Annotated in this window: 23 protein-coding genes, 3 pseudogenes and 1 other annotated feature; of the genes and pseudogenes, 3 read left to right on the forward strand and 23 right to left on the reverse strand. The window is 64.5% G+C overall.

Features of this window, described 5'->3' with window-relative positions; genetic code table 11:
- Window positions 1-123 precede the first annotated feature (123 nt).
- From HNS34_RS18835 to istA, 5 genes and pseudogenes are all read right to left on the reverse strand, one after another.
- Window positions 124-795 (reverse strand): DUF4405 domain-containing protein, encoded by a 672-nt coding sequence (locus HNS34_RS18835; protein ID WP_172321647.1) that lies wholly within the window; start codon window positions 793-795, stop codon window positions 124-126.
- Entirely contained in the window at window positions 792-1,259 is a 468-nt protein-coding gene (locus HNS34_RS18840; RefSeq protein WP_172321648.1) for a cytochrome P460 family protein, read from the reverse strand. Before HNS34_RS18840 ends, HNS34_RS18835 begins: the two co-directional genes overlap by 4 nt.
- 166 nt (window positions 1,260-1,425) lie before the next feature.
- Window positions 1,426-2,229, reverse strand: coding sequence for an aldo/keto reductase (locus tag HNS34_RS18845; RefSeq protein WP_235952807.1), 804 nt, complete (start codon window positions 2,227-2,229; stop codon window positions 1,426-1,428).
- Between the two features lie 185 nt (window positions 2,230-2,414).
- Window positions 2,415-3,231: pseudogene (gene istB, locus HNS34_RS18850) on the reverse strand (IS21-like element helper ATPase IstB).
- Window positions 3,221-4,836, reverse strand: a pseudogene (gene istA / locus HNS34_RS18855) (IS21 family transposase). The pseudogenes istB and istA overlap by 11 nt, the downstream one beginning before the upstream one ends.
- Before the next feature lie 110 nt (window positions 4,837-4,946).
- Between istA and HNS34_RS18865 the strand changes: the two are divergent.
- Window positions 4,947-6,037, forward strand: a pseudogene (locus tag HNS34_RS18865) (IS3 family transposase); the annotation flags it as partial.
- Window positions 5,090-5,206, forward strand: a sequence feature (AL1L pseudoknot). It overlaps the preceding pseudogene by 117 nt.
- 451 nt (window positions 6,038-6,488) lie before the next feature.
- On the opposite strand, the gene HNS34_RS18870 reads toward HNS34_RS18865, so the two are convergent.
- The 7 genes from HNS34_RS18870 to HNS34_RS18900 all read right to left on the reverse strand — a co-directional run bounded on the left by HNS34_RS18870 (window position 6,489) and on the right by HNS34_RS18900 (window position 13,225).
- Entirely contained in the window at window positions 6,489-8,237 is a 1,749-nt protein-coding gene (locus tag HNS34_RS18870) for an ABC transporter permease (RefSeq protein WP_172321651.1), read from the reverse strand.
- Window positions 8,234-9,364: an ABC transporter ATP-binding protein gene (locus HNS34_RS18875; RefSeq protein ID WP_172321652.1), complete on the reverse strand. Its 1,131-nt coding sequence runs from the start codon at window positions 9,362-9,364 to the stop codon at window positions 8,234-8,236. Before HNS34_RS18875 ends, HNS34_RS18870 begins: the two co-directional genes overlap by 4 nt.
- Before the next feature lie 162 nt (window positions 9,365-9,526).
- Complete coding sequence (locus HNS34_RS18880) at window positions 9,527-10,465, reverse strand: extracellular solute-binding protein (protein ID WP_172321653.1); 939 nt, start codon at window positions 10,463-10,465, stop codon at window positions 9,527-9,529.
- 132 nt (window positions 10,466-10,597) lie between these two features.
- The gene (locus HNS34_RS18885) at window positions 10,598-11,548 is read right to left on the reverse strand and encodes an HpcH/HpaI aldolase/citrate lyase family protein (RefSeq protein ID WP_328700576.1); all 951 of its coding nucleotides are present in this window, start codon (window positions 11,546-11,548) and stop codon (window positions 10,598-10,600) included.
- On the reverse strand, window positions 11,545-11,871 hold the full coding sequence (locus tag HNS34_RS18890) for an NIPSNAP family protein (RefSeq protein ID WP_172321655.1): 327 nt from the start codon (window positions 11,869-11,871) through the stop codon (window positions 11,545-11,547). The genes HNS34_RS18885 and HNS34_RS18890 overlap by 4 nt, the downstream gene beginning before the upstream one ends.
- A 176-nt stretch (window positions 11,872-12,047) precedes the next feature.
- Window positions 12,048-12,797 carry an SDR family NAD(P)-dependent oxidoreductase gene (locus tag HNS34_RS18895; RefSeq protein WP_172321656.1) on the reverse strand — a complete coding sequence of 250 codons (750 nt, stop codon included), beginning with the start codon at window positions 12,795-12,797 and terminating at the stop codon, window positions 12,048-12,050.
- 5 nt (window positions 12,798-12,802) lie between these two features.
- Entirely contained in the window at window positions 12,803-13,225 is a 423-nt protein-coding gene (locus HNS34_RS18900; RefSeq protein ID WP_172321657.1) for a carboxymuconolactone decarboxylase family protein, read from the reverse strand.
- A 190-nt stretch (window positions 13,226-13,415) separates the two neighbouring features.
- On the opposite strand from HNS34_RS18900, the gene HNS34_RS18905 reads away from it, so the two are divergent.
- Window positions 13,416-14,246, forward strand: a complete 831-nt coding sequence (locus tag HNS34_RS18905) for an oxidoreductase (protein WP_172321658.1) — start codon at window positions 13,416-13,418, stop codon at window positions 14,244-14,246.
- A gap of 15 nt (window positions 14,247-14,261) precedes the next feature.
- Here the strand turns inward: HNS34_RS18905 and HNS34_RS18910 are convergent, their stop codons facing one another.
- From HNS34_RS18910 to HNS34_RS18935, 6 genes are all read right to left on the reverse strand, one after another.
- Window positions 14,262-15,407, reverse strand: a complete 1,146-nt coding sequence (locus HNS34_RS18910) for a Gfo/Idh/MocA family protein (protein WP_172321659.1) — start codon at window positions 15,405-15,407, stop codon at window positions 14,262-14,264.
- Between the two features lie 10 nt (window positions 15,408-15,417).
- Entirely contained in the window at window positions 15,418-16,584 is a 1,167-nt protein-coding gene (locus tag HNS34_RS18915; RefSeq protein ID WP_172321660.1) for an acetyl-CoA acetyltransferase, read from the reverse strand.
- Between the two features lie 26 nt (window positions 16,585-16,610).
- A complete protein-coding gene (locus HNS34_RS18920; RefSeq protein ID WP_172321661.1) occupies window positions 16,611-17,537 on the reverse strand; it encodes a 3,5-dioxohexanoate:acetyl-CoA acetone transferase in 927 nt (308 codons plus the stop codon).
- A gap of 120 nt (window positions 17,538-17,657) precedes the next feature.
- Complete coding sequence (locus HNS34_RS18925; protein WP_407925883.1) at window positions 17,658-18,200, reverse strand: MaoC family dehydratase; 543 nt, start codon at window positions 18,198-18,200, stop codon at window positions 17,658-17,660.
- 17 nt (window positions 18,201-18,217) lie between these two features.
- A complete protein-coding gene (locus HNS34_RS18930; protein ID WP_172321663.1) occupies window positions 18,218-19,144 on the reverse strand; it encodes an electron transfer flavoprotein subunit alpha/FixB family protein in 927 nt (308 codons plus the stop codon).
- Window positions 19,144-19,905: an electron transfer flavoprotein subunit beta/FixA family protein gene (locus HNS34_RS18935; RefSeq protein WP_172321664.1), complete on the reverse strand. Its 762-nt coding sequence runs from the start codon at window positions 19,903-19,905 to the stop codon at window positions 19,144-19,146. Before HNS34_RS18935 ends, HNS34_RS18930 begins: the two co-directional genes overlap by 1 nt.
- Window positions 19,906-20,150: 245 nt before the next feature.
- Between HNS34_RS18935 and HNS34_RS18940 the strand changes: the two genes are divergently transcribed.
- The gene (locus HNS34_RS18940; protein WP_172321665.1) at window positions 20,151-20,909 is read left to right on the forward strand and encodes a FadR/GntR family transcriptional regulator; all 759 of its coding nucleotides are present in this window, start codon (window positions 20,151-20,153) and stop codon (window positions 20,907-20,909) included.
- Window positions 20,910-20,933: 24 nt separating this feature from the next.
- Here the strand turns inward: HNS34_RS18940 and HNS34_RS18945 are convergent, their stop codons facing one another.
- The 5 genes from HNS34_RS18945 to HNS34_RS18965 form a co-directional block, all read right to left on the reverse strand.
- Window positions 20,934-21,695, reverse strand: coding sequence for an SDR family NAD(P)-dependent oxidoreductase (locus HNS34_RS18945; protein ID WP_214647542.1), 762 nt, complete (start codon window positions 21,693-21,695; stop codon window positions 20,934-20,936).
- A 42-nt stretch (window positions 21,696-21,737) separates the two neighbouring features.
- Window positions 21,738-23,024: an acetyl-CoA hydrolase/transferase family protein gene (locus HNS34_RS18950; protein ID WP_172321666.1), complete on the reverse strand. Its 1,287-nt coding sequence runs from the start codon at window positions 23,022-23,024 to the stop codon at window positions 21,738-21,740.
- 36 nt (window positions 23,025-23,060) lie between these two features.
- Entirely contained in the window at window positions 23,061-24,248 is a 1,188-nt protein-coding gene (locus tag HNS34_RS18955; protein WP_172321667.1) for an MFS transporter, read from the reverse strand.
- Between the two features lie 69 nt (window positions 24,249-24,317).
- Window positions 24,318-25,490: an acyl-CoA dehydrogenase family protein gene (locus HNS34_RS18960; protein WP_328700578.1), complete on the reverse strand. Its 1,173-nt coding sequence runs from the start codon at window positions 25,488-25,490 to the stop codon at window positions 24,318-24,320.
- Between the two features lie 75 nt (window positions 25,491-25,565).
- On the reverse strand, window positions 25,566-26,756 hold the full coding sequence (locus HNS34_RS18965; protein WP_172321668.1) for a CaiB/BaiF CoA transferase family protein: 1,191 nt from the start codon (window positions 26,754-26,756) through the stop codon (window positions 25,566-25,568).
- Between the last annotated feature and the right edge of the window lie 92 nt (window positions 26,757-26,848).

Raw genomic sequence — 26,848 nt, forward strand, 5'->3', positions numbered from 1 at the left:
TTCAGCTTGTGCTTCGACACCACGAGTATAGCACATCGCGATGCCGTCAGGGTGAGAGCGGCATCCACCCCATCTCCAGGTATTCCGCGTTGCGCGACCAGTCCTTCCCCTGTTTTGCCTCGCTCAGGCGGCTGCTCGTCGAGGGAACATCCCGAGTGCGCGAGTGATGCAATGCGTTCCAAACGCGAATAGCGTGATGATCGCCATCCAGTGGCCCACGAACTGAAACGCCTGGGAATTGAAATCCCACATCACGAGGCTGTAGTCGAAGCGCAGGCGGGTCCAGAGATCCATCACGGCCGCGCTCCGCAGTCCTTGCAGCGCAATGATCGCTCCGGCCGCCAGCCCGCCCCAACGCCAGACGGGACCGGCCACGCCTAGCTTGCCGGCGAACATCATGACGCGTTGCCAGTTCAGGCCGATATGGAGACCGATCAGCACCATCACCCAGTAGGCGGCGAACATGTGCGCCTCCCGCAGGGCAAAGCTGTCCGGCAAGGGAATCCAGGCAAACGTCGTGCGAGAAATCGCGAAGCTGGTCGCCAGCAGGACCGTCATCGCCACCGCCAGAAAAAAGGTCAGAGCGACGCCGACGGCTCTGCGGGGGTGGTACCGACCGCGGCGGAGCGACGACCACCACTTGCGGTTATTCAGCAGATGGCGGGCAAGGATGAGGAAAAGCGCCGTGCCGATCACCTCGTGTGCGAAATTGCCCAGCCACCAATAGGCGAAGGCGAGCAGCAGGAGGACCAGCGCTGTCGCGTCGAGAAGCAGGCGCATCAGGACGCGCGTCATTCGGCCCGCCGAGCATCGTTGAAGGTAAACATGTACTCGCGACCCTCACGGGCTTGATGGCAGGCGCGACACCGATCGGTGTTCTCGTCCATGTTGATCGACCCGTCAGGCCAGTACCACTGAAACTGCCAGTCACCCGTTCGCACCGCCTCATCATACTCATCGCCCCAGCCTTCGCCCTTCTGCATGACGAATAGGCGGTAGACCTCATCATCACGCCAGTCCTGCAGGATGACCTGGGTCCCGTAGGGCACGGGCTCGCCTGCCTGTATGGCGTCGAGTGCGGCTTGAGAGGTGTACATGAACTCGGTAACCTCGCCGCGGGTGACTGTCGTGTAGTGCTCGAGCTCATCCAGATTCTCGGGAAACTCGACGCGGTTGGGTTCCGAACTCGCCGGGGAAGCAAGGCTTCCGACAAGTACGATAGAAAGGATGGTGTGTCGTCTGGTCAGGCGATTCAGCATTTGTAACTTGTTCCCGTGGAGCCTCAGCTCGATTAGCCCGAGACCCCCGCGCGGATTACCCGAAAGAAAGCGCATGCACTTATCGGGCTCGCCGATGAATTGCGGAGGTACAGGCGAGACAGAGGGAGGCTGCTCCGTACTCTGTCTTGCGCGCGAGTGAATGGCCTCAGAGCCCGGTCATTTTCAGAGCCGCCTCAGGCAGGCGTTCCCCTTCGATCTTGATCTGTGCTGCGGCATTGTCGATCTTTTCCAGATCCTCTGGATCCAGCTGCAACTCGGCCGCGCCGAGGTTTTCCTCAAGCCGGTGCAGCTTAGTCGTCGCCGGGATGGGCACGATCCAGGGCCGCTGGGCGAGAAGCCAGCCGAGAGCGATCTGGGCCGGCGTCGCTTCCTTCTTTCTGGCCCAGAACTGCACCACCGCGAAGAGCGCCATGTTGCCCTCCAACGCCTCCGGGGCGAAACGAGGCACTGCAGCGCGGAAGTCGAACGTTCCCTCATTGCCGAAGCGACTGTCGGCGTTGATCTTGCCCGAAAGGAACCCCATACCCAAAGGGCTCCAGGGGACGAAGCCGATGCCCAGTTCCTCACAGAGCGGCAGGACTTCCGCCTCTGGTCCGCGCCAGAGCATCGAGTACTCGTTCTGGATCGCCGCCAGCGGTTGCTCGGCATGCGCCCGCCGGACCGTATCGGTGGCGTTGTCGACGCTGAGCCCGTCGAAGAAGGTGCTGCCGTCGGCGGAGACCGCGAGGCGGAACCTGTCGGAGCCGAAGAGCCCTACCAGCGCCTTGGTCACGAAGCCGGTCTGCAGGGTCAGCCCGAGATCGTCGCCTGCAGCTTCCTTGTTCATGGTGTAGAACAGGTCGCCGGTGCCGCCCTCGGCCACGGTCTTCGCCGTCCAGAGCGCGGCGTTCAGCTTGGCCGAGAACGGGTTCGACCCATCCGCCGTGGTGCCGAGCCCCAGGAGTGCCATGTTCTGCAGCGCCGCCGGTGTGGTGCCGATCCAGGTCGCGCCGTCATAGACCAGCAGCAGGCCCTCGTCCTCGATCCAAGCCCGCCAGCCGGTCCGAGGCGGCAGACGCAGCTGTTGGATGTCACCGAGAACTGACCCAGGATTGTCACCGAGGTCTGACCCGCCCGGTCGTTATGTTTGCTGGTTCATGGTGGGGTCAATGCTGCTGTCTCCTTCCGTTTCTTTTTCGCTGTCTCGGAACTGGCCTTGAAGCGGTAGCTGTCGTTGCCGGTCTCGAGGATGTGGCAGCGATGGGTGAGGCGATCGAGCAGCGCAGTGGTCATCTTGGCATCACCGAAGACGCTGGCCCACTCGCTGAAGCTCAGGTTGGTGGTGATGACGACGCTGGTGCGCTCGTAGAGTTTGCTGAGAAGGTGGAACAGCAATGCACCGCCCGAGGCGCTGAACGGCAGGTATCCCAGCTCGTCGAGGATCACCAATTCGGTCTTCACCAGCGCCTCGGCGATCTTCCCGGCCTTTCCCTGTGCCTTTTCCTGTACCAGCGCGTTGACCAGTTCGACGGTCGAGAAGAAGCGCACCCGTTTGCGGTGATGCTCGATGGCCTGGACGCCGAGGGTCATGCCGGAGGCGTGCTTTCAGCACGACCGCGACATGGCTTTTCCCGGTTCCGGGTCCGCCGATCAGGACCACGTTCTCAGCCGCGTCCATGAAGTCGCATCGATGCAGTTGACGCACGAGGGCTTCGTTGACCTCGCCGGCGGCGAAGTCGAAGCCGGACAGATCCTTGTAAGCCGGGAAGCGTGCGGCCTTCATGTGATAGGAGATGGAGCGCACCTCGCGTTCGGCCATTTCAGCCTTGAGCAGCTGCGACAGGATCGGGATTGCCGCATCGAACGCAGGCGCTCCTTGCTCCATGAGGTCATGCACGGCCTGCGCCATGCCCGGCATCTTCAGGCTGCGCAGCATGATGACGATGGCGGCTCCGGCGGGATCATGACGCATGGCGTGTGCCTCCCCGCAGTCCGTCATAGCGTGCGACATTGGCCTCAGGTTCCTTCGTCAGGACGAGACTTGAAGGCGGCGTCACATCGGGCTGGTCGATCGGTGTGCCATCCACCAGCCTGTGGAGCAGGTTCAGCACATGGGTCTTGGTCGGCACGCCCGCCTCCAGTGCCAGTTCCACGGCGCAGAGCACGGCCTGCTCATCGTGATGCAGGACCAGGGACAGGATCTCGACCATCTCGCGATCGCCGCCGGGCTTGCGCAGCATCTGTCCCTGCAACTGGCGGAATGCCTCCGGCATCTCGACAAACGGGGCGCCGTTGCGCAGCGCGCCTGGCTTGCGCTGAACCACTGCGAGGTAATGGCGCCAGTCATAGATGACGCGGCCGGGTTGCCGGTGCGACCGTTCGATGATGCGCTGGTGTTCGCAGACCACGTGCCCCTCGGCGTCATGCCGCAGGCATGCTTTCAGCATGACGATCACCAGCCGTTCGGGGTAGATGTGCAGGCTGACGGGCCGGTTCGCAAAGCTGGCAGGCACAGAGTAGCGATTACGCTCGAAGGTGATCAGGCAGGTCGGCGACACCCGCTTGCTGTGCTCGACATAGCCATCGAAGGCCGTGGGTAACGGCATCAGAGCAGGCTTCTCGGCCTCCCAGACATCGGCGATGCTGCCGGGAAGGCTGCCATGCGCGGTCTCGGTCCCACAGTGCCTTGCACCAGGCCTCAAGCCACACATTCAACGCGTCAAGATCCGGGAAGGCCGGCATCACCTGCCAGAGCCGTCGTGCTGGAAGCACGCCTTTGGCGTGACGGCGCGCATCGCGGACGTTCTTCTCGACCTGGCCGCTCGCCATCGGGCTTGAACCGGTGGCGCCACGATGGCTCGCCCCAGCCGGCAGCTGGATTGCAGAACTCCGGCTCGAAGACATAATGGCTGACCATGGCCATGAACCGCGCATTCACATCACGCTTCTTGCCCACGCCCACGCGATCCACCGCCGTCTTCATGTTGTCGTAGATCCCGCGGCCCGGGACGCCTTCGAAGACCCGGAATGCGTGCCAGTGTGCGTCGAACAGCATTTCGTGGGTCTGTAACAGATAGGCCCTGACCAGGAACGCACGGCTGTGCGACAGCTTGATGTGAGCCACCTGCAACTTGATGCGCTCGCCGCCGACATGGGCCCAGTCCTCGCTCCAGTCGAACTGGAACGCCTCGCCCGGCTGGAACACCAGCGGCACGAATGTCCCGCGATCGGTGGTCTGCTGCGCGCGCTGCCGGTCTCCTTTCCAGGTCCGCACGAAGGCTGCGACCCGCTCATACGAGCCGTCATAGCCAAGCTGAACCAGATCAGCATGCATCTGCTTGGCAGTGCGCCGGTCCTTGCGCGACTTGCGCTGCTCCGTCACCAGCCAGCCGGACAGCTTCTCCGCATACGGGTCCAACTTGGTTGGCCGCGCCGGTGTCTGAAACTGGGGCTCAACGACTCCCGCCCGCAGATACTTCTTGATGGTGTTGCGAGACAGCCCGGTCCGCCGCGCGATCTCGCGGATGGGCATCTTGTCCCGCAAAGCCCAACGTCGAATGACGCTCAAAAATCCCATGTCGATCACTCCGATAACCCCCGACGAGCTCCGTCAGGGGCAAGGTTCCACATGGGTCAAATCTCAGTGACAATTCCGACTGCTGCTGGGTCAGTTCTCGGTGACATCCAACAGTGCGTGTCTGGTGTCAGCAGGCGGAACGTGATGCCGGTCAGCGCGGCGGTCTGACGAGCGCGGAGAAGGACCGGATCAAGGAACTTGAGCGCGAGGTCCGTGAACTGCGCCAGGCCAACGAGATCCTGAAGAAGGCGAGCGCGTATTTCGCGGCGGCGGAGATCGACCGCCCGTTCCGCAAATGATCACGTTCATTGAGGATCATCGTGGCGTCTTTGGTGTCGGGCCGATCTGCCGGGTTCTGGGGATTGCACCATCGACGTATTATGCCTTCAAGGCTGTGGAGCGTGATCCGGAACTGGCCTCGGACTGGTCCAGGCAGGATCGGCTGACCATGGACGCTATCAAGAGGGCCTTCGATGGCAGCCGGGGACGATATGGCGCGCGCAAGGTCTGGCATCAGCTGCGCCGCAACGGCCATGACATCGCCCGCTGCACGGTGGAGAGGCTGATGAAGGCTATGGGATTACAAGGCGTTGTCCGCGGCAAGAAGGTCATCACGACCAACCCTGACACGGCGCAGCCTTGCCCGGACGACAAGGTGAACCGAGCCTTCGTGGCCGATATGCCAAACCAGCTGTGGGTCAGCGATTTCACCTATGTCTCAAGCTGGCAGGGCATGGTCTACGTGGCTTTCGTCATCGACGTCTTCGCCCGGAAGATCGTCGGCTGGCGCGTCTCGACCTCGATGACCACCGGCTTCGTGCTGGATGCCCTGAACCAGGCCATCTGTCAGAGGGCGCCCTCGGAGGCTGACAAGCTGATCCATCACAGCGACCGCGGCAGCCAATACCTGTCGATCCGATACACCGAGCGGCTGGCCGAGGCCGGGATCGACACCTCGGTCGGAAGCGTCGGGGATTCCTACGATAACGCCCTGGCCGAAAGCATCTTCGGCCTGTTCAAGACCGAGGTCATCAAGCTCCTCGGCCCCTGGAAGTCCGTTGGTCAGGTCGAGTGCGAAACCCTGAAGTGGGTCGACTGGTATAACAAGGCGCGCCTGCACAGCGCCATCGGTTACGTCACACCGAACGAAGCAGAGGAGGCCTTCTACGCAAGCTTGAACCCTGACGAAAAAGCAGCCTAATCATTGAACCAAAAGCTCTCCGGGAAACCCGGGGCAGTTCAAACCTACATTCGGATCTCGACTAGTTTCTGCTTCTTGGCGGTCATTCTATATGCCTGCAGCCGCAAGGTCGTCGGATATGCCCTGTCTCAGCGTCTCGACACACCTTTGGCGCTCGCCCCCTTGCTTGCGAGCGGCGGTCGCGAACAGAGCCCCGCCCACCGGCTGCATTCATCATACGGACAGTGGGTGCCAACCCGCTCTCCGCCGGTGGCTCGCGGCGCGCATGGCCAACCAATACCCGAAGGGCGCCCCGCAAATTGACGGAGCGGCCTCCACCATGCGTAGTCATGTCCCTGGTGCATGGCCACTGCCCGCAAGCCATCTCGCGACCTATCCCCCCAAGGAAGGGAAACCGTAGCCGAGCGGCGGCGCCTTTTAGCACGGCATCCGGACCTTGAGCACTTGGAGTTCAGCCCCTGTGCCGTTGGTGCGACAGGCGCAGCGTTAACAGCACCACCGAGCTGCTGAGGATCGTCATCACCGTGCCCAGCGCGGCGAGTTGCGGGAAGGACCCGCCCGCCCAGAGGTCGAGCACCACGAAACCCACCACCGGATTGCGATTTCCTGCCAGCATCGCCGAGGCCGTGATATCGCCCGACATGAGCACAAAGAGCAGCGTCCAACCGGCAATCAGTCCCGGCAGCATCAGCGGCAGGGTCACTCGCAGGAAGGTCATACCCTGCGACGCCCCAGCCATTAGCGAGGCCTCGGTCAGTTGTTTGCCGACCTGGTGCAGCGCCGCATTTGCGCTGAGCGATGCCTGCGGGATATAGAGCACGATATAGGCCAGAAGCAGGATCAGCGTCGTGCCGTAGAGATAGAATGGCGAGCCCGAGAAGGCCACTACGAAGGCGATGCCGATCACTAGGTTGGACACGGCACCCGGCAGCTTAGTCACGGAATCGATCAGCGACACCAAGATGCCGGATTGCCGGTTGGTGAAGAACGCGATGACCGCTGACAAGAGAATGCCCACCGTCGCGCCGACCACCCCCAGCCAAATGCTGTTGAAGATCGCCGCCTTGGAATAGCGCGATTGGATGAACACGCTCTCGTAATGCTGCAGGCTAAAATTCGTGACATTGATCACCGGTGTCCAGAAGGGCTGAAGGCTGACGATCAGCAGAGCCAGGAAGGGCAGCAGGGATGAGGCCACCAGATAGGCGATGAACAGCACCCGCGCCGGCCCCCGGTAGAGACCCAGCGAGACCCGGGCGGCACCTATGCCGCGCCCTGCGATGGTGGCGAAATTCCCGCGCCTTAGGACCCGCACCTGCAGCCAGCTCGCGACGCTGATCACCACAATGACCAGCACCGCCAAGAGAAGCGCCACCGCCGTCTGCGGCGGATAGGAATTGATCATCAGGTTGACGATGCGCACTGCCAGGACCTCGATCTGGGCCGGGCCGCCGATTACGACGGGCAGCGAGAACAGCGCCAGCCCCATGATCAGCGCCAGCAGCATACCCGCCGTCGCGGCCGGGCGGACCGAGGGCAGTGTGACCAGGTACAGCGTCTTCATCACGCTGGCGCCGCTCATCCGGGCGGCTTCTTCCAGCGCCGGGTCGAGATTGCGAAGGTGGCTCGACACGGTCATGAAAATGTTGGGGATCAGGTAGATGACGAAGACGAACACTAGGCCAGGCCCCGAATAGATGTTCAGAAGCGGCCCGCCCAGGTCGATGCCCGCCAGCCCCAGCCCGTCCTGCGCCCAGCGGTTCAGGAAACCCGAGCGCGGCGAGGCCAGAAGCACCCATCCGATGGCGCCGGCGATCGGAGGCACGAAGAGCGGCATCATGGGCAGGAAGCGGGACAGGCCCGTCAGGCCGATATCGGTGCGCTCGACCAGCCAGGCGAAGAAGGACCCGATAAGGGTGGCGATCAGGATCGAACAGCCGATCACCCAGACGGTATTCCACACGACCGCACCGATCCCAGAGCCGAGGATGTTCGACACCAGCTCAGGGATCGAGGCGTCCCCTCCGATGAAGACGCTATAAGTCACATAGGCCAGCGGATAGAGGATCAGCGCCGCGGTCACCAGCGACAAGGCCATCGCAAGCAGGGAGAAACCGTCGGCCCGCCGGCCCCAAGTCAGCCTGGTCCAGATCCCGCGCCGGCGGGCGGTGTGGGGCGTAGTGGATGTCACGGTTTTCATACCAGATCTCCGGTCGAGCAATCGGGGTCCAGAACCAGAAGATCGGCAGTCGCGATCAGGATATCGACCGCGTCCCCCACCCGAAGACGCCGCGAGCCGTAGGCTCTGACGCGGATCTCTTGGCCGCCGACCGCGACGATATAATCCGTATGCGGGCCGAGATGGGTGATCAAGCGAACCGTGCCCCTGAGCTTGAGCGCTCCTTCCGGGCTAGCGACGCCTCCCGCCTCTCCGGCGGCACTCAGGCGCCAATGCTCGGGGCGCGACATGATGGCCACCTCTGTACCGCGGCTGCGGATTTGGCCGGCGGGCACGGTCATCGACCCTAGGGCGGTGGAGATTTCGGTGCCTGCGAGCTGACCAGGGATCAGGTTGGCCGAACCGACAAACGCTGCGACCCGACCATCGACCGGCTCGTGATAGATCTCTTCGGGCGAGCCATGCTGCCAGATCCGCCCGCCGCCCAGAACCACGATGCGATCGGCCATGGCCATCGCCTCTTCCTGGTCATGGGTCACGTAGATTGCCGTGAAACCCAGTTCCTTCTGCATGAAGCTGAGTTCGGTGCGCAGATGCTCGCGCACCATGGCATCGACGTTGGAGAGGGGCTCGTCAAATAGCAGGAGGTTTTCGCTGCACACCATTGCCCGGGCCAAGGCGACGCGCTGTTGCTGGCCGCCGCTGAGCTGGTTGGGATATTGCTGCGCGAGCTCACCAATATGCATCATCTCTAGGACGTGTGCAATCTTCTTCTCCGCGCTGGCCTTGTCTACCTTCTGCATCTTCAGCGGGAACTGGATGTTCTCGCGGATCGTCATATGCGGCCAAAGTGCGTAGGACTGAAACATCATGCCGATGCGCCGATGCTCGGGCGGGGTGAAGAGGTTGCTGGCGCTATCGAACACCGGCTTGCCGTCGATCCGGATCGCGCCGGCATCGGGGGCCTCCAGCCCGGCGATGCAGCGCAGCAGGGTTGTCTTGCCGCAACCGCTGGAGCCCAGGAGCACGACGAATTCGCCCTGCCGGATATCCAGCGAGATATGGTCAATGGCACGCACCGACGAACCGTCTCTTCTTCTGTAGTGCTTTCGCAGGTCCGACAGCGTGATGTCGTAGCCGTTAACCATGATTCACCTTCCCTTGGTCTGATCCCGTCGCGTCCCCGGCCCCGCCTCGGCACTCCTGTGGAGTGGGCGCCTCAGGGGGTGGCACGCACAAGCCGCGATGATGCTTTGAGGCTTCGTCCTCCGGATCGCCCCGAGGGGACGATCCGGAGGACTGGCTGCCGGTCAGCGAAGACCTAGCAGCGTGAGGATTTCCTGCGTGCGCTCGGGCGTCAGGCTCAGGATCCCGGGCGAGCGATAACCGGCGGGCATTTCGGCCGGCCCCTCGATGCCGGGGAAAGGCGAGACGCTCGTGGTGGAATTGAAGCGTTGCTGCCCGACCTCTGTGAAGAGGAAGTTGTAAAGGCACAGCGCCGCATTCGGGCTGCTTGCATCAGCCGAAAGCATGGTGGTATATTCGACTCCGGTGGCCATTGGCGGCAGGATCGTCTCGACCGGGGCACCCTGATCCTTCACCGGCTCGGAGACCGCGCGCGCGTTTGGGAAAACGATGATGAATTCACCCGCCGCGAGTTGCTGCGTTCCCGGCACAGCGCTGGGCACGACAACCATCTGCTGTTCGGCCAGCTGCGACAGGAAATCGGGGCCATATTGATCGAAGAGGATCGAGAACAGGCCCATCCAGGTCGGCACGTTGCGTGGATCGGCAAGCGCGATCCAGCCGCGATACTCGGGCCGCAGCAAGTCGGGCCAGTCGGCCGGAGGATTTTCGCCTGCCAAATCGGTGTTGTAGGTGATGCCCCCGGGGTTGATTCCGGTCAGCGCCACGCCGCGGTCGAAATACTCGGGCGCAAGTCGCGCGAGATCCGGCAACATCGCCTGGTCGAATTCGATGAACCAGCCCCGCTCCAGCCCTGAGGCCACGAACATTGGATCGGCCAGCGACACGATATCGGCGTTCACCACGCCGGCGTCGCGCTCCGAAGCATAGCGGGCGGCCAAGGCGCCCGAGGGCAGGCGGAAGAAATCGGTGCTGATGTTCGGATAGGCTTCGATGAAGGCATCAACGACCTCGGCGTTGAAGTTCGGATCCTGCGATGAATACCACATCAGCGGCGGTTCCTGCTCGGCGGCGGCGCAGATCTCGTCGATCGACTGGGCCAAGGCGTGCCCGGTGGTCAGGTAGATTGCGGCCAGGGTCGATACCGCGAGTTTCTCATTGAATTTAGGCATGTCACTCCTCCTTGAATGCCGTTGTCGTTGGTACGGGTTCCGCCCGTGTCGGTCGGGAATAGCTCAGACCGGAAGCGTCTTGACCGGGGAAACCGCCCCCAGAAGCCGCCGGGCCTGACGATAGTCGGGGCCGGTAACGATCCGACCGTTGATCTCGACGTTGAGCGCCCCTCGGGCGATGGCCGCCTCGAAGGCGACGCAGATCCGGCGGGCGGCCTCCAGCGCCTCGTCCGAGGGTCGGAAAACCCGGTTGATGACACCGACATGCGAGGGGGAAAGCGCCATGCAGGCCGAATACCCGAAGGCCTTCCAGTCCCAGACAAAGCGCTCGACCTTCTCCATATCCTTCAGGGCCGGGATCATCGAGCCCCCGGTCGAGAACAGCCCCTGCGCGCGCGCGGCGGTGGCGATGCGGGCGCGGGCGTAATCCATAGCCGGGTGCAGCCGGTCGCCGGTCTCGGCGAAAAGCGAGCACTCCATTTCGGTCGCGAGGTCCACATAGCCGAAATGCAGGCCGCACAGCCCCTCGCAGGGGGCGATGCTCTCGATCCCTGCCACCGCGCGCGCAGTCTCGATCATCGCGTAGACCGAGGCCGAGGCGTTCTCGCGCCGCAGGATCGCCAGTACATGTTCCATCTCGTCTCGGGTCTCAACCTTGGGATAGCAGGCGGTGGCCGGCGCCCTGCTGGCGCCCAGCGCTACCAAATCGGCCATGCCCCACGGGCTGGTCAGATTGTTGACCCGCACGAAGACGATCCGCGCACCGAAGACCCCGGGCTCGGTCAGGACGGCTGCCACCTTGGCGCGCGCCTCGTCCTTGCGCTCGGGCGGGACTGAATCCTCGAGGTCCAGCATTACCGCATCTGCCTGGGTCTCACGCGCCTTGGCGACGAATTTGTCATTTAGCGCAGGGACTTCAAGAATGCTTCGGAGGTCCCGGAAAGTGTTGGTTCTTGCCATGTCCATTCCAGCCAATGTCTGCGTCTCCCGGCGGGCCGACAGCCGGGCACTCATCGCATCGGGGAGAAATCCGTGGGCGCCAGGATCTGGTTGCTGGCGTTACGCACAATGCGGCCGTCACGCTCGCTGTCGCGATGCGCCGTGATCCAGTCAGGGTCGGCGAGGAAGGCCGCCCAGCTACGTTCGCGGTCGGCCAGCGACCCCCATTCGAGCAGGTAGTGCAGCTCTTGCGCGGAGGGGCCGATCACCGTGGTGAAGAAGCCGACGGGTCGGAAACCATGACGCGCGAAAAGGCCCAGCGTGGCGGTACGAAATCGCTCCAGGAGGGCCGGCAAGCGCCCGGCCTCGCAACGATAGATGCATAGTTCGATCAGCATCACCCCTCCCTTTCTAGCCAATCGACCCGTTGCATGGATTAAGAAACCCCGGAGGGCTCCTTGCGGGAGGATCGGCAGGACGAAAGATTCGCCCCCTCTAGCCATTATGGTCTGACCATAAACAAGGCGCCCCCCTGCGTCAAACCTTTCCTCCGCTTTTGTCATACTGAGACCGCTCAGCCCATATAGGCGCCCCCCGCTACAATCACCGATTCCCCGGTGACGAAGCTCGCTGCCTCGCTGCACAGGAAAGCGGCGACGCTGGCGACCTCCCTAGGGGCACCGATCCGGCGCAGCGGAATCGCCTTGAGCTTGGCCTCGCCGCTGCCGCGAAGGGTCTCGGCGACCATCGGCGTGTCGATCCAGCCTGGCGCGATGGCGTTGACGCGAATCGCCGGGGCCAGGTCGCGGGCCAGACCCCGCACAAAGGCTAGCATCCCGCCCTTGCTGGCACCGTAATGCGCATGGGCAAAGGATCCGCCCTGATGCCCGGCGACCGAGGAGATGCCGACGATCGCCCCCGAGCCCGCTTCCGACGCCAACATCGCCCGCGCGCAGGCACGCGCAACATAGAAGGCGCCGTCGAGATTGACCGCCATCATCCGCCGCCATTGTGCGTCGCTCATGCTGGCCACATTCTGTCGCTCGTAGATGCCGGCGGCGATGACTAGTTGGTCGATTCGCCCGAACCGCGCCAGAGCCAGAGCGACTAGGCGCTCGGCCGCGTCGGGGTCGGTGGCGTCGTAGACGCTCCAAGCCGAGCGCTCGGGATCGCCCAGATCCACTGCGGCTGCCTCGACCGCCGCGGCGTTGATATCGGCCAGCACCACCCGCGCCCCGCAGGCGTGGAAAAACGCCGCCGTGGCCCGTCCGATTCCGCTGCCGGCGCCGGTGATCACGGCGATCTTGTCGTGAAAATCGAACATGCCCCTCAACCCTGTTTCCGCGCGGCTTCGCGCACCGCCAGCATGGCCCGCGCCCCATTCGACAACGCGATTCCCCCCGCCGGGATCAGCAGGGCGTGGAAGCCCTCCATCGCCTCTTTCTCGGTTAGGCCAAGTGCATAGGCGCGCTCCAGATGATGCGCCGTCACCTCGGTCGGGACGGGAGACATGGCACAGGCACAGGCGCAGATCAGCTCGCGGTACTTGGCCTGTAATGAACCGGGTGTGGTTTCGGCGCCGAAACCGAGCGTGTGGATATAGGCCTCGTCGAAGATGTCGAGAAATCCCGGGTCGAGCTCGGCCATCAAGTGATGCAAGGGCCAGACATGGCCCCGCCGCTGGGCGATGCGCTCCAGAATCCGCGCGCCGCGGTCGAAATCGCGCCCGAGATCGGCTGTGTCGTCAGTCATGAAACCCTCCCCGGTCCACTGGTGGGCGCGCGGGCGTCGCTCCCCTGCTTTGTCGTCGCGTCGGCCCCTCCCCGGGCCTTGCACCTGCCTACCATATATGGTCCGTCCTTTTAGTAAAGCCTTAACCCTTGCGCCCGCGATGCTTGAGTGGATATTTGGTAATACCAAAACTAGAGGCGAGGAGGCTACCATGCGGACCTGGTTGATCACGGGCTCTTCCTCGGGGCTGGGGCTGGCCCTGGGAAAGGCGGTCGTCAAGGCCGGCGACAGGGTGGTCGCCACCGCGCGGGACACCGCCCGGCTGGGCGAAATCGGCGCGCTAGATCCCGAGCGGGTGCTCTGTCTGTCGCTCGACGTGCGCGACCCCGCGCAGATCGTCGCGACTGTCACGGCGGCGATGGCGCGGTTTGGCCGGATCGATGTGCTGGTGAACAACGCGGGCCACGGCTACCGCGCCGCGGTGGAAGAGGGCGACGCGACCGAGGTGCGCGATCTCTTCGAGACGAATTTCCACGGCCCCGTGGCGCTGATCCAGGCCGTTCTGCCCGCGATGCGACAGCGGCGCAGCGGTCACATAGTGAATGTCTCGTCCATCGTCGGCCGTTTCGCGCGGCCGGGATCGGGCTATTATTCGGCGACGAAATTCGCACTCGAGGGGCTTTCGGATGCGCTGCGCGGGGAAGTTGAGCCACTAGGGATCGCCGTCACGCTGGTCGAGCCGGGACAGTTCCGCACCGATTTTGCCGGGCGCTCGCTGCAGCAGAGCGCGACGAAGATCGGAGATTACGACCTGACGGCCGGCCCGCGTCGCAAGGAAAATGACCGCACTCATGGCACACAACCTGGCGATCCGGCCCGCGCCGCCGAAGCGATCCTGACCGCCGTCGCCAGCGAGACGCCGCCGTTCCGTCTGGCTCTGGGCAGCGACGCCCTGCGCCTGATCGGCGCCGAACTCGAAGCCCAGGCGGACGAGCTTGCCGCCTGGGCTCCGCTGAGCGCGACCACGGATTTCCCCCAGTAGCGGGCGCCATCCGCATTAAGGTGCAGCTGCCGGTCCCTCGGGCACCGGCAGCCGTTGCCCGCTTCGCGAGGCGCGCTCGATCGTGTCGATCAGCCGGTGGAGTTGCAGCGCATCCTCGAAACTAGGGGCCAGGGTCGAGCCCGTGGCCAGGTCCTCAGCCACGCGGGCATACATCCGCGCCACATTGCCGGGGTTCACGTCCTCGGGCCAGCCCTGCCCTGTCAGCGACTCGGGTACTGGCAGCGCGGCAAAGCCACAGTCCTCGCCCCGGCCGCCTTCGATCCGAAGGGGGATCTGCTGCACGCCACCGTGGCGGCCCAAGAGCCGAAGGTCGCCCTCTGTGCCGTTGATCTCCATCACGAAACCGTCCCTGTCGCGGGGCATCCCGCCGCGATAATGGATCGAGATCGGTGCGCCCTCCGCGATCTCGCCCCCCAAGAGACCTGCAATCAGCACTTGGTCGGGCGCGTCGAAGGGCACGGTCTCGCCGGTCTCGGGCAGCAGGATCGAGCCGCGCCGATTGATTACCTGCGATGAAACCTCAGTGAAGGGCCCCAGCGCCTGGGTGATCCCTGCCAGCGTATGCCCAAGCGGAATCGTCAGCATGGTCGCCCCGTTGGCCTTGTCCAGAAGATACCCGCGGTTGCGGGCATCGGCGTGGGTCGGCCCCCAGCTGCGCCCGAAGGCCGTTACGGTGACCGACAGCACCCGGCCGACATAACCCTCACGCAGTAGCAGGCCTAGGTACTGTACAGCCGGCGCCACCCGCGCCTGAGTTCCCGCGAAGCCCCGCACGCCGACGCCTTGCACCAGGGCCACCATTTCTTCGGCCTCGGCAAGACCGTTGCCCAGCGGCCATTCGCAATAGACGGACTTTCCCCCCGTCACCGCGGCACGCACCAGCGCCAAGTGGTGCGGCACGCGCACGGTGACCGAGATGAGATCGATCTCGGGCGAAGCGGCCATGTCGGCGACATCGTCGAAGGCCCTGGGAATGCCGCAGGCGTTGGCCGCCGCTTCGGCGCTCTCGCGTGAGGTATTGGCCACGCCGGCGATCTCAAAGCGGTCGGCCAGGCTGGCCAGGGCGGGCAGATGCGCCCGCGCCGCCCAGCTCACGCCCGGCTGTAGGCCCACGATGCCGATACGGATCTTCCTGGTCATGCGGGACCTCCTATCTCTGCCGCTCGAGGAGGCTGACATAATTCGCGACCGCTGTGCCCCCCATGTTGAAGACGCCCCCCAGCACGGCGCCGGGGACCTGGATCGCCCCCGCCTCGCCGCAGAGCTGCATCGCCGTCATCACATGCATCGACACACCGGTGGCGCCGATGGGATGGCCTTTGGCCTTGAGTCCGCCAGAGGGATTGACCGGCAACCTACCGCCGGGCTGGGTCCAGCCCTCGGTCACGGCGACATGGCCCTGACCGGGGGGCACGAGTCCCATCGCCTCGTATTCGATCAGCTCGGCAATGGTGAAGCAATCATGGGTCTCGACGAATGACAGATCCTTAAGTCCCAGCCCGGCCTGATCCAGCGCCTGACGCCAGGCTTGGGTGCAGCCCTCGAACAATGTGATGTCGCGCTTCGACATCGGCAGGAAATCCTGCACATGCGCGCGCGCCCGGAAGGCGACCGCGCGCGGGGCCTCGGCGGCGGGACCGGGCGCCATCAGCACCAGTGCCGCTGCCCCGTCTGAGACCAGCGAGCAATCGGTCCGCTTCAGCGGTCCCGCCACGAAGGGATTGCCCTCGCTTTCCGCGCGGCAGAAGGCATAGCCTAGGTCCTTGCGCATCTGGGCATAGGGATTGCCAACACCGTTGCGATGATTCTTGGCGGCGATGGTGGCCAGCGCGTCGGATTGATCCCCGTGACGCTGGAAATAAAGAGCGGCGATCTGACCGAAGACGCCAGCGAATCCGGCCGGTGTGCCGCCATCCTCGGGCAGATAGGACGCGCGCAGCAAATTGGTGCCGATCTCAGGCCCGGGCGTGCGGCTCATCTGCTCCGCCCCCACTACCAGCACCACCCGCGCCTGCCCGGACTCGATCGCTGCCACCCCCTGCGCCACGGCGGCCGAGCCCGTGGCGCAGGCGTTCTCGACTCGGGTCGCTGGCTTGAAGCGAAAGCCGTCATCGGCCTGAAACACCAGCGAGGCGGTGAAATCCTGGACCGAGAAACCGGCGTTGAAATGACCAAGGAAGACCGCGTCCACCTCGGGCGCGTCAATCCCCGCGTGGGCCAAGGCCTCGCGGGTAACCCGCACGATCAGACTTTCGAGCGTTTCGTCCTCGTGGCGCCCAAAAGGCGTATGCGCCCAACCCGTGATTGCGACATTCATGCCTCGTTCTCTCCTGCAGCCATGCCTCAGAAACCCACCTGATCGCCGCCCTTCAGGGCGAGGATCTCGCGCGCTTCGGTCGGGCTTGCGATCTCCAGCCCCAGACCCTCGATGATCTGCCGCGCCTTGCGCACCTGTTCGGCATTGCTCTGCGCCAGTTGGCCGGGACCCGCCCAGAGCGAATCTTCCAGCCCGACGCGGACATTGCCTCCCATCGAGGCGGCGATGGCGGCGACCGGCATCTGGTTGCGGCCCGCCCCCAGGACTGACCAGGCGTAGTCCGAGCCGAACAACCGGTCGGCGGTACGCTTCATGTGATAGACATCGTCAGGATGGGCACCGATCCCGCCCAAGAGGCCAAAGACCGTCTGGATGAACAGCGGTGCCTTGACTAGGCCACGGTCCATGAAATGGCGCAGCGTGTAGAGATGCGCAGTGTCATAGCATTCGAACTCGAACCGGGTCCCGCATTCGGCAAGCGTCGTCAGCGCGTATTCGATATCAGCGAAGGTGTTCTTGAAGAACAGCTTGCGCGAATTCTCCAGCATCTCGGGCTCCCAGGGGAATTTCCACTGCTTGTAACGCCCCAGCATCGGATATAGCCCTAGGTTCATTGTCCCCATGTTCATAGAGGCGACCTCGGGGCGATAGAGTGCGGCTGGTTTTACCCGGTCCTCGACGGGCAGCCAAGGCGATCCACCGGTGGTCAGGTTGATCACCGCGTCGCTGCGCTGCTTGATCAGCGGCAGGAAGATCTCGAAGGCCTCGGGCGTCTGGTCAGGCTGGCCGGTCTCGGGGTTGCGCGCATGCAGATGGATGATGGCGGCGCCGGCCTCGGCAGCCTCGACGGCGGCATCGGCGATCTGGTGCGGCGTGATCGGCAGATGGGGCGACATGGTGGGGGTATGGATCGCACCGGTGACGGCGCAAGTGATGATGACCTTCGGGGTCATGGGAATGCTCCTCTCCTGTGGGCAGCTCTGGAACCCGCGCAACGGATGTGGCCAGGCCGCGGGGACGGTGAAGACAGCGCGCCGCCGGGACTCGGCGCGACCGCGCGCTGCGCTGAGGTGTCAGCTGGTCGCCGGGGCGCAGAGCATGAGCGCCGGCCGCTTGCATTGGACAACTAGATCGCCGTGCTGGTTGTAGCCCCGGTGCAGGAAGGTCACGATGCCCTGACCAGGGCGCGACCGGCTCTCGCGCTTGTCGAGCACCTCGGTCTCGGACCGGATCGTGTCGCCGTGGAACACCGGCCGGGGAAAGCGGCATTCCTCAAAGCCAAGGTTTCCAACCGTCGTGCCCAGCGTCGTGTCGCCCACCGTCATGCCGACCACAAGGCCCAGGGTGAAGGCGCTGTTGACAATCCGCTGTCCAAATTCGGTATGCTTCTGGCAGTAATCCTCGTCGATATGGATGGCGGCCGGATTGCCGGTCATCATCGAGAACCAGACATTGTCGGCCTCGGTCACGGTCCGCCGCATCTCGTGCCGGAACACGCGGCCGATCTCGAAATCCTCGAAGTACAATCCAGCCATGGGGTCCTCCTCCCGTTCAGCCCAGTTTTCCGCGCGCCGTCCCCGAAGCGGGACCGGCCGTTCGTGCCCGAAGGGTGGGATTTCTTCCCCCCCTTCACTCACAATTTCTCAGTCACTTCCGGCACGATCTGGAACAGGTCTCCCACGAGGCCGTAGTCGGCGACCTGGAAGATCGGGGCTTCCTCGTCCTTGTTGATGGCGACGATGACCTTGCTGTCCTTCATCCCCGCCAGGTGCTGGATCGCGCCCGAGATGCCGATGGCGATGTAGAGGTCCGGGGCCACGACCTTCCCGGTCTGGCCCACCTGCCAGTCATTCGGCGCGTAGCCCGAATCGACCGCCGCGCGCGAGGCGCCCACCGCGGCGCCCAGCTTGTCGGCAAGCTTCTCGATCATCGCGAAGTTCTCTTCGGAGCCGATGCCGCGGCCGCCCGAGACGACGATGCCGGCCGAGGTCAGTTCCGGCCGGTCGGTGGCCGCGACCTTGTCCTCGACCCATTCGGTCAGGCCCGGGTTGTCGGCGGGCGAGATCTCCCCGACGTCGGCCGAGCCGCCGTCGCCGGCGGCGTCGAAGGTCGAGGTGCGGATGGTCACGACCTTGACCTTGTCCGACGTCTTCACCGTCTGGATCGCGTTGCCGGCGTAGATCGGCCGCTCGAACGTGTCGGCACCGACGATGCCCGAGACATCCGAGATCACCATGACGTCCAGAAGGGCCGCGACGCGGGGCATGACGTTCTTGGCGTCGGTCGTCGCCGGGGCCATGACGTGGCTGTAGTCGCCCGCGAGGCTGACGATCAGCGCCGCGGTCGGTTCGGCGAGGCGGTGGCCGAGGCTCGCATCCTCGGCGCAGAGCACCTTGGCGACGCCTTCGATCTTCGCCGCCTCGGCCGCCGCGTCCTTCGCACGCGCGCCGGCGCAGAGGACAGTGACATCCCCCAGCTGTTTCGCGGCGGTGACCGACTTGGCCGTGGCGTCGCGGTTCAGATGCCCGTCAGTGACCTCGCCCAGAAGAAGAACAGCCATCAGATCACCCCCGCTTCGTCTTTCAGTTTCGTGATCAGCTCGTCGACCGAGCCCACCTTGACCCCGGCCTTGCGCGTCGGCGGCTCGGCGGTCTTGACGATGCTCAGGCGCGGCGAAACGTCGACGCCGTAGTCATCGGGCGTCTTTTCATCGAGCGGCTTCTTCTTCGCCTTCATGATGTTGGGAAGGCTCGCATAGCGCGGCTCGTTCAGGCGCAGGTCGACGGTCACGATGCAGGGCATCTTCGCCTTGATCGTCTGCAGCCCGCCGTCCACTTCACGGGTGACCAGCGCGTGATCCCCTTCGATCGTCACTTCCGAGGCGAAGGTCGCCTGTGACCATCCCAGCAGCGCGGAGAGCATCTGGCCGGTGGCGTTCATGTCGTTGTCGATCGCCTGCTTGCCGGCCAGAACCAGACCCGGCTCTTCTTCCTTCACCACGGCGGCGAGGAGCTTGGCGACGGCCAGGGGCTCGATATCGGTGTGCACGTCATCGGCGGCGACGATCAGGATGGCGCGGTCGGCGCCCATGGCGAGCGCGGTGCGCAAGGTCTCCTGCGCCTGCTTGACGCCGATCGAGACGGCCACGACCTCGGAGGCCACGCCCTCTTCCTTCAGCCGGATCGCCTCCTCGACCGCGATCTCGTCGAAGGGGTTCATCGACATCTTGACGTTGGCCAGATCGACCCCAGAACCATCCGCCTTCACGCGGACCTTCACGTTGTAGTCGATCACCCGCTTCACAGGTACGAGTACTTTCATGGCAAACCTCCCTCGCCAAACAACTCGGGCGTCCCGATTTATTTGGTCGTACCTTATTAAGAAGGCCCCGCCGTGTTGTCAAGTCGGGCTTGTCGAATACTCAATTCGCGGCCTTGACTTGCACTGCGAATGAGAATGATGCATAGGTCCAGCCACATTCCACGCTTCCCCGGACCCTAGCAGGCCCGGCTTCAACCTATTGCGCGGCTTGGATCTGCGCCAAACCCAGAAGACAGATATCCCCAATGGACAGGCGCCCAGAACACACCGCCTCAAGCGCTGAGACGCCCCACCGTTTCGAGGGCGGTGTCCGCTCGCTTGAACTGGCGGAGGTTCTGGAGGCGAAGATCCTGCAGGGCAGCATGGCGGTGGGCGAGTCGCTGCCGGCCGAACGCGACATGATGATCCTCTACAATGTCAGCCGCACCACCGTGCGCGAGGCGCTCCGGATCCTGGGCGCCAAGGGGCTAATCGAAGTCCGGCGCGGTCGGCGAGGAGGGTCGTATGTCCAGGCGCCGAACGGGGAATCGATTTCGCGCTCCCTGGACCTGTTCATTCAGGGCCATGACATCCGTTTCTCTGACCTGCTGGCGGTGCGCGAGGCGATCGAGCCAATGGCCGCCGCCCAAGCGGCGCAGCAGCGAACCGACGAGGATATCGCCCGGCACTACGAGATCCTCGACCAGGCCGACCATACCATTGCCGACATCACCCGTTTCAGCCAACTCAACATCGACTGGCATATGGCCGTCGTCCGGGCCAGCCACAACCCGCTGTTCCTGTCCTTCATGACCTCGATCAGTTCGGCGCTGTTCTTGGCCACTGAGCGCGAGGAATTCGACCCCGAAATCCGCTCGATCGTCGCGCGCGCCCATCGCCGCATCACCGATGCCATCGCCGAAGGCGACGTCGACGCGGCGCGGCGACGGATGACGCGGCATGTGACGTCGTATGGCGAGCGGCTGGATCCGACCCGCTCGCAGACCAGCCGCATCCTACGCTGACCGACCTGAACACCCCAAGAGAGCTTAGACGGCGAGGTAGCCGCCATCGACTGGTAGAGTCGTTCCGGTGATGAAGCTGGCCTCGTCCGAGCACAGGAAGGCGATGGCACGGGCCAATTCCTCGGGTCGGCCGAAGCGCCGCATAGGGCAATGGAACCGCAGCCAATCCTCGAATTTCGCGGCATGGCTTTCGGTCATGGGCGTGGCGATATAGCCCGGTGCCACGGCATTGACGCGGATTCCAAAGCGCGACAACTCGCGGCACATCGCTTGGGTGAGCGAGCGGACCCCGCCCTTCGAGGCCGCATAGCCCGCCTGCGCGAAGCCTGAGGTGAAGGCCACCACCGAGGTGATGTTCACCACCGCGCCGCGGGTCTCTTTCAGATCCGCCAGACAGGCGGTGCTGAGATTGTACATGCCTGTCAGATTTACGGCCATCGCGCGGTCCCATTGCTCGGGGCCCTCGTCATCGCCCAGCCGGGCCGTCCCCGCCACCGCAGCGTTGTTGACTAGGATGCGGACCGGCCCCAGCGCGTCGCGGATCTGGCCGACGACGGCCTGGCAGGCGGCGCGGTCGGCCACATCCAGCGCATAGCCCTCAGCCCGCAGACCCCTGCCTCTCAGCGCGGCGGCGCTGTCGCGCGCCTTGGCGGCGTGGATATCGCAAAGCGCCACCGCGGCACCGCGCTGCGCCAGTTCCTCGGCCGTTGCCAGGCCGATCCCGCTGGCGCCGCCTGACACGACGGCAACACGTCCCTGCAGATCCTTCAACTGACGTTCTTTCATGATGGTCCTCCCATTCGTCGCAACTGTAGCGGGCGCGCGGGCTCAGCCGAATGCCGCCGCCCGAACCTGCGCCCAGCCGCGCACAAGCTCGGGCTGCACGGCAGGATCGGCGACCGCAATCAGCGCCTCGGCCCGACCGTCGAGCGAGAGCCCGCGCAGATCGGCGATGCCGTTCTCGGTCGCAACTACATCCACGTCATGCGCCGCCGCCGTGACTAGGCCAGGCTCGGCAATCCGAGGCACGATCCCCCCCGCCCCTTGCCGGCCGGGCTTGGCTCGCAGCGCGAAGATGCTTAGGCCGCCCGGGCTCTGGCGCGCGCCGCGCACGAACTCGGGCAGGCCGCCTGGGCTGGCCAAGACGCGACCCTCGCTGCCCTCGGAATTGATCTGCCCAAAAAGATCAACCTGCAGGGCCGAATTCACGGCGATGAAAACTGGAAGCTGGGCGAGCACCTGCAGCGCATGGGTACGGCTCGCGCTGAGAAACCGGAACCGGGGATTGCCGTCGATCAGGTCGTAGAGATCGCGCGTCCCCATCGCCACGCCGGTCACGATGGGCGCCTGCGGATCCAGCGCGCCGGCACGTTCCAGCTTGACCAGGTTGTCGTCGATCAGACCAGTATGCAGCCGGATCCGTCGATGCCCGCCCAACGCCTGCGTGACCCCCTGCGAAGCGCGGCCGATCCCCAACTGCACCGTGGCGCCATCGGGAATTAGGCCCGCCACATGCTGCGCGATGGCGGTGCCGAGAGCATTGGCCGCGCCCTCGTCCGGTCGGTATTCGGGGATCGCGGACTCGGTCTGCAGAAGCGCCGCGAAGCGCTCGACCGGGATGCCCGGGCTGCCCATAGTGCGGGGCATGTTCGGGTTGACGATGCCGATGACGCGCGGGATGCGATCGAGGAAATCGGGCAAGAAATCGTGCTGGGTGCCGAAGCTGCACAGGTTGTCGTCATCGGGCGGCGAGACCATGACCAGCGCCGTGTCGAACCGGCCAGGCGCAGCGAGCCAGCGCGCGATCGCTGAATAGCTCCAGGGGCAGAAATCGACTAGGCCGCGGGCCAAGTCTCGCCGTAGCGCGGGGTTCAAAAAGAATGTCCGACAGCGCCGCTCCAGCTCTGGGTCGGCGAGAGAATCGGTGTTCAAGATCGGGCTGAAGATGCCTGTCACGGTTGTTCGCCGGGTGGCGGGTCCCAAGAGCGCCGGCAGGTCGGGGATCGCGGCCGAACAACCCGAGACATAAATCTCTCGTGCGCCCGCCAGCAACGCATCCAGTGCCTTGGCATTCAACGGGCGGGGCCTGTGGTCCGGGGTCGAGATCAGCGTCATGGCAGGTCCTTGAATTGTTCGCAGTTGCTGGCGGGGTCAGCTAGGGCCCGGATTGCGGGCAACGAAGCGCAGCGTGACCGCCAACCCCGTCAGGCCCAGGATCAAGGTGAAACCCACGACCGCGCTCCACCCGCCGATGTGAAATGCGAAGCCGACCAGCGGCCCGGTCAGGCTCGCGCCCATGTAGAAGGTGAACATGTAGATAGAAGAGGCATAGGAGGTCTCGACCCCGGGCAGCCGTGCAAGTGTGGCACTGGCTGAACTGTGGCCGCTGAAAGCGCCGAGGGCGAGCGCGGTAATGCCCACGAAAACACCGGCCAGCGCGGGCGTTGCGGTCAGCAGCGCACCGCAGAGCACCATCAAGAACGAGAAACTCAGCATGGCGCGCGGCCCCAGCCGGTCGAAAAGCCGCCCGAAGATGGGCACTGCCACGGTACCGATCGCGAGCGGCATGAAGCCCAGGCTGAGACCCGCCTCGGAGAGACCGAACCGGGGCGAGGAAAGTAAGTAGGAGAGATAGTTGAAGATACCGACGAAGCTGCTCATCAATAGGAAAGACAAGAGGTAGATCGGCCCCGCGCCCGGCGCCCGGGCGGCACCGATCAACCGCGCAGGCAGGGTTTCGGCTGGTCGGGCTGCGCGCAGTTCGCGCGTCTCGCGGGGAAATCGGAACAGCAGGTACAGACCGACCGCGAAGGTCGCCACCGCAACCGCGCCGAGCGCGGCCTGATAGCCCTGTGCCTCGGTCAGGAGCCCCGAGGCCAGCCGTCCGATCACCCCTCCAGACCCGCAACCGGCAATGTACCAGGACATTGCACGGCCCATCCGTTCGGGCGCGATGGTACTGCCCAGAAATGCCATAACCGAGGCCGGTACGACGCCGATCGCCACACCCACCACGCCCCGCGCAAGGATCACCAGCCACCAGGACGAGGCCAACGCCGAGACCATGCCGGCTAGGGCCGCTATCAGGATTGCCGGCGGCACCAGCCGCGCCAGCGGCACCCGTCCGTGCAGCCCGATCATCAGGATCGAGGACACTGCTAGGCACGTGGTGGGCAACGAGATCGCCAGCGCGCTCACATGCGGCGGTACCCCAAAACGCTGGGTGAAGATATGCAGGATAGGTTGAGGCGAATACAGCAGAGAAAAGGCCACGAACCCGACTAGAAAGGCGGCCACGAAATTCGCGCGCTCTTGGGAGGCGGACCCGCTGTCGACCATCGCATTCTGGTTCCTTGGACTACGGAGAGACCGCGCGACAGCTTCGGTCGCGCGGCCGGAGGTCGCGGCTCAGTAGCTCTTCTTCTGGCCCAGAACCTTTTCGGCGACGAAGGACAGGATCAGCTGCTCGGTCACCGGTGCGATGCGGAACACCATCACCTCGCGCATCAGGCGCTCGACCTGGTATTCCTTCGAATAGCCCAGCCCGCCATGGGTCAGTACAGCCCGCTCGCAGGCGGTAAAGGCTGCCCGCGCGGCTAAGAACTTGGCGGCATTGGCCTCGGCCCCGCAGGACATGCCGGCATCATAAAGCCAAGCGGCCTTCATGGTGATAGCGTCCGCAGCCTCAAGCTCGATCCAGCTTTCCGCCAGCGGGTGCTGGATGCCTTGGTTTTGGCCGATCTGGCGTCCGAAGACCACGCGCTCGGTGGCATAGCGTGCCGCCCGCCCCAGCGCATCATGCCCCATGCCGATTGCCTCGGCCGCGACCAAGATACGCTCGGGGTTTAGGCTGTGCAACAGGTACGAGAAGCCCTTGCCCTCTTCGCCGATCCGGTGCGCGTCGGGGACGAAGTACTCGTCGATGAAGGTTGCGTTGGAATCGACCGCCGCACGGCCCATCTTGGGGATCTTGCGCACCTCGATCTTCGAGCGGTCGAGATCGGTGTAGAAGATCGTCATCCCGTCCGTGGGCTTGCGGCATTCCTCGATCGGCGTGGTACGCGCCAGGATCAGGATCTTGGTCGCCACCTGCGCGGTCGAGGTCCACAGCTTGCGCCCGTTGATGATGTAACCGCCGTCGACCTTGCGCGCAAAGGTCTTGATGCGGGTCGTGTCCAGCCCGGCATCGGGCTCGGTCACGCCGAAACAGACCTGGTCCTTGCCGCTGACCAGACGGGGTATCCATTCGCTTTTCTGGTCGCTGTTGCCGAAGACAACGATCGGATGTGGGCCGAACAAGTTGATGTGAATGGTCGAGATCGCGGCAGAGCCACCGCCGTGGCGTGCAACCTCGTTCATCATAATCGAGGCCTCGGTGACCCCCAGCCCAGCGCCGCCGTACTCCTCAGGCATGGTGATGCCCAGCCAGCCGCCCTCGGCCATGGCGCGGTGGAACTCGAATGGGAAGGATTCTTCGGCTTCCTTGCGGCCCCAGTAATGGTCGTCGAATTGCTTGGCGACAGCCGCGACGCCCTCGCGAATGGCCTTCTGTTCCTCGGTGACTTCGAAATTCATCGTCATGTCCTCTGCAAATCTGTCACGCTTCGAACGCGTGGTCGGCGGCGCGTTCAGGCACGTTCCCCGCGGTTGGAACCCTCAGATGACGCCCTGTTCGACCAACGCGACAAGTTCCTCGGGACTGACGCCCAGCCAGTCGCCGTAGACCACAGCGTTATCCGCGCCGAGTCCCTTGCTCGGGACCAACTCCACCCCTTCGCTGCCGGGAAAGATCATCGGTCCGGCCGGCAGCACTACAGTTCCCAGATCCGGATGGTCGACTCTCCGCAGCGTGCCGCGCGCATGCATGTGCGCGTCATTCACCACTTCATCGATTTCACGCACCGGGGCGTAGGGGATGCGCTGCGCGCGCAGCACGGCGACCAGCGCATCTTTGGTCAGCGATCCCGTCCACTCGCCAATGAGCGTGTCCAGCGCGTCGATGTTGTTGACCCGCGCTTGCAGGTCCACGAACCGCGGATCGCGCAGCATGTCGGGGCGCCCCATGGCGGCCGCCAGGCCTTCCCAATGCTTGTCGCTGACGCAGAGCATGGCGACCCAGCCATCGCTGCAGGGGTAGACGTTATACGGCGCCTCGGCCATGCCGCCGTGACGGTTACCGGTGCGCGGCGGATTCTCCCCGCCCAAGCCATAATAGAGCCCGAGGGTCGAGCTGAGTGCGGGATAGACCGACTCGAGCATCGACACCTCTACCTGCGATCCCTCGCCGGTGCGCTCACGCCGGACTAGCGCGGTCATCACAGCGCCATAGAGATGAATCCCGCCGAAAAAGTCGCAAAGCGCCGGCCCCGCCTTGACAGGGGGGCGGTCGGGAAAGCCGGTCGAGGCCATGACCCCGGCCATGGCCTGCACGGTCAGATCCATAGCCAGCATGTCGCGGTTCGGCCCGTAAGAACCATACCCCGTGCCTGCAGCATAGATGAGCCGCGGATTCAGCGCACGCAAGGTCTCGTAGCCCGCGCCCAGCCGATCCATCGTGCCGGGGGCAAAATTCTCCAGAACTATATCGGCCTTGGCCACCATGCGGTGCAGCAGCGCGAGGCCGACGGGCGATTTGAGGTTGAGCGTGACGAACTGCTTGTTGGAGTTCAGCATGGCGAACGGCAGCATGGCGCCGCCGACCGCCCCCCTGCGACGCATCTTCTCGCCCTCGGGCGGCTCGATCTTGATGACCTTGGCCCCGGCCATCGCCATCAGGAATGTGGCATAGGGCCCGTTGTAGATCTGCCCCAGGTCGATTACGGTCACGCCGTCCAGCGGCCGTCGCATCAGAGTCTGCTGCCCCGGGGTAGGGGCAATTCCGGTCGATTGCACAGTGTTTCCTCCCAAAGGTCAGCGTGTGCGTCTGTCCGAGCAAAGCG

The organism is Alterinioella nitratireducens (assembly GCF_013155465.1).
GTDB classification, from domain to species: Bacteria; Pseudomonadota; Alphaproteobacteria; order Rhodobacterales; family Rhodobacteraceae; genus Alterinioella; species Alterinioella nitratireducens.

Bases quoted from the DNA above. Each gene is read 5' to 3' on its own strand.
- HNS34_RS18835 (WP_172321647.1), bottom strand. From the start codon at position 795: ATGACGCGCGTCCTGATGCGCCTGCTTCTCGACGCGACAGCGCTGGTC.
- HNS34_RS18840 (WP_172321648.1), bottom strand. From the start codon at position 1,259: ATGCTGAATCGCCTGACCAGACGACACACCATCCTTTCTATCGTACTT.
- HNS34_RS18845 (WP_235952807.1), bottom strand. From the start codon at position 2,229: ATGGCACTCCTGGGGCTCGGCACCACGGCGGATGGGTCGAACCCGTTC.
- HNS34_RS18870 (WP_172321651.1), bottom strand. From the start codon at position 8,237: ATGAAAACCGTGACATCCACTACGCCCCACACCGCCCGCCGGCGCGGG.
- HNS34_RS18875 (WP_172321652.1), bottom strand. From the start codon at position 9,364: ATGGTTAACGGCTACGACATCACGCTGTCGGACCTGCGAAAGCACTAC.
- HNS34_RS18885 (WP_328700576.1), bottom strand. From the start codon at position 11,548: ATGAGTGCCCGGCTGTCGGCCCGCCGGGAGACGCAGACATTGGCTGGA.
- HNS34_RS18890 (WP_172321655.1), bottom strand. From the start codon at position 11,871: ATGCTGATCGAACTATGCATCTATCGTTGCGAGGCCGGGCGCTTGCCG.
- HNS34_RS18895 (WP_172321656.1), bottom strand. From the start codon at position 12,797: ATGTTCGATTTTCACGACAAGATCGCCGTGATCACCGGCGCCGGCAGC.
- HNS34_RS18900 (WP_172321657.1), bottom strand. From the start codon at position 13,225: ATGACTGACGACACAGCCGATCTCGGGCGCGATTTCGACCGCGGCGCG.
- HNS34_RS18905 (WP_172321658.1), top strand. From the start codon at position 13,416: ATGCGGACCTGGTTGATCACGGGCTCTTCCTCGGGGCTGGGGCTGGCC.
- HNS34_RS18910 (WP_172321659.1), bottom strand. From the start codon at position 15,407: ATGACCAGGAAGATCCGTATCGGCATCGTGGGCCTACAGCCGGGCGTG.
- HNS34_RS18915 (WP_172321660.1), bottom strand. From the start codon at position 16,584: ATGAATGTCGCAATCACGGGTTGGGCGCATACGCCTTTTGGGCGCCAC.
- HNS34_RS18920 (WP_172321661.1), bottom strand. From the start codon at position 17,537: ATGACCCCGAAGGTCATCATCACTTGCGCCGTCACCGGTGCGATCCAT.
- HNS34_RS18930 (WP_172321663.1), bottom strand. From the start codon at position 19,144: ATGGCTGTTCTTCTTCTGGGCGAGGTCACTGACGGGCATCTGAACCGC.
- HNS34_RS18935 (WP_172321664.1), bottom strand. From the start codon at position 19,905: ATGAAAGTACTCGTACCTGTGAAGCGGGTGATCGACTACAACGTGAAG.
- HNS34_RS18940 (WP_172321665.1), top strand. From the start codon at position 20,151: ATGGACAGGCGCCCAGAACACACCGCCTCAAGCGCTGAGACGCCCCAC.
- HNS34_RS18945 (WP_214647542.1), bottom strand. From the start codon at position 21,695: ATGAAAGAACGTCAGTTGAAGGATCTGCAGGGACGTGTTGCCGTCGTG.
- HNS34_RS18950 (WP_172321666.1), bottom strand. From the start codon at position 23,024: ATGACGCTGATCTCGACCCCGGACCACAGGCCCCGCCCGTTGAATGCC.
- HNS34_RS18955 (WP_172321667.1), bottom strand. From the start codon at position 24,248: ATGGTCGACAGCGGGTCCGCCTCCCAAGAGCGCGCGAATTTCGTGGCC.
- HNS34_RS18960 (WP_328700578.1), bottom strand. From the start codon at position 25,490: ATGACGATGAATTTCGAAGTCACCGAGGAACAGAAGGCCATTCGCGAG.
- HNS34_RS18965 (WP_172321668.1), bottom strand. From the start codon at position 26,756: ATGCGACGGCCGCTGGACGGCGTGACCGTAATCGACCTGGGGCAGATC.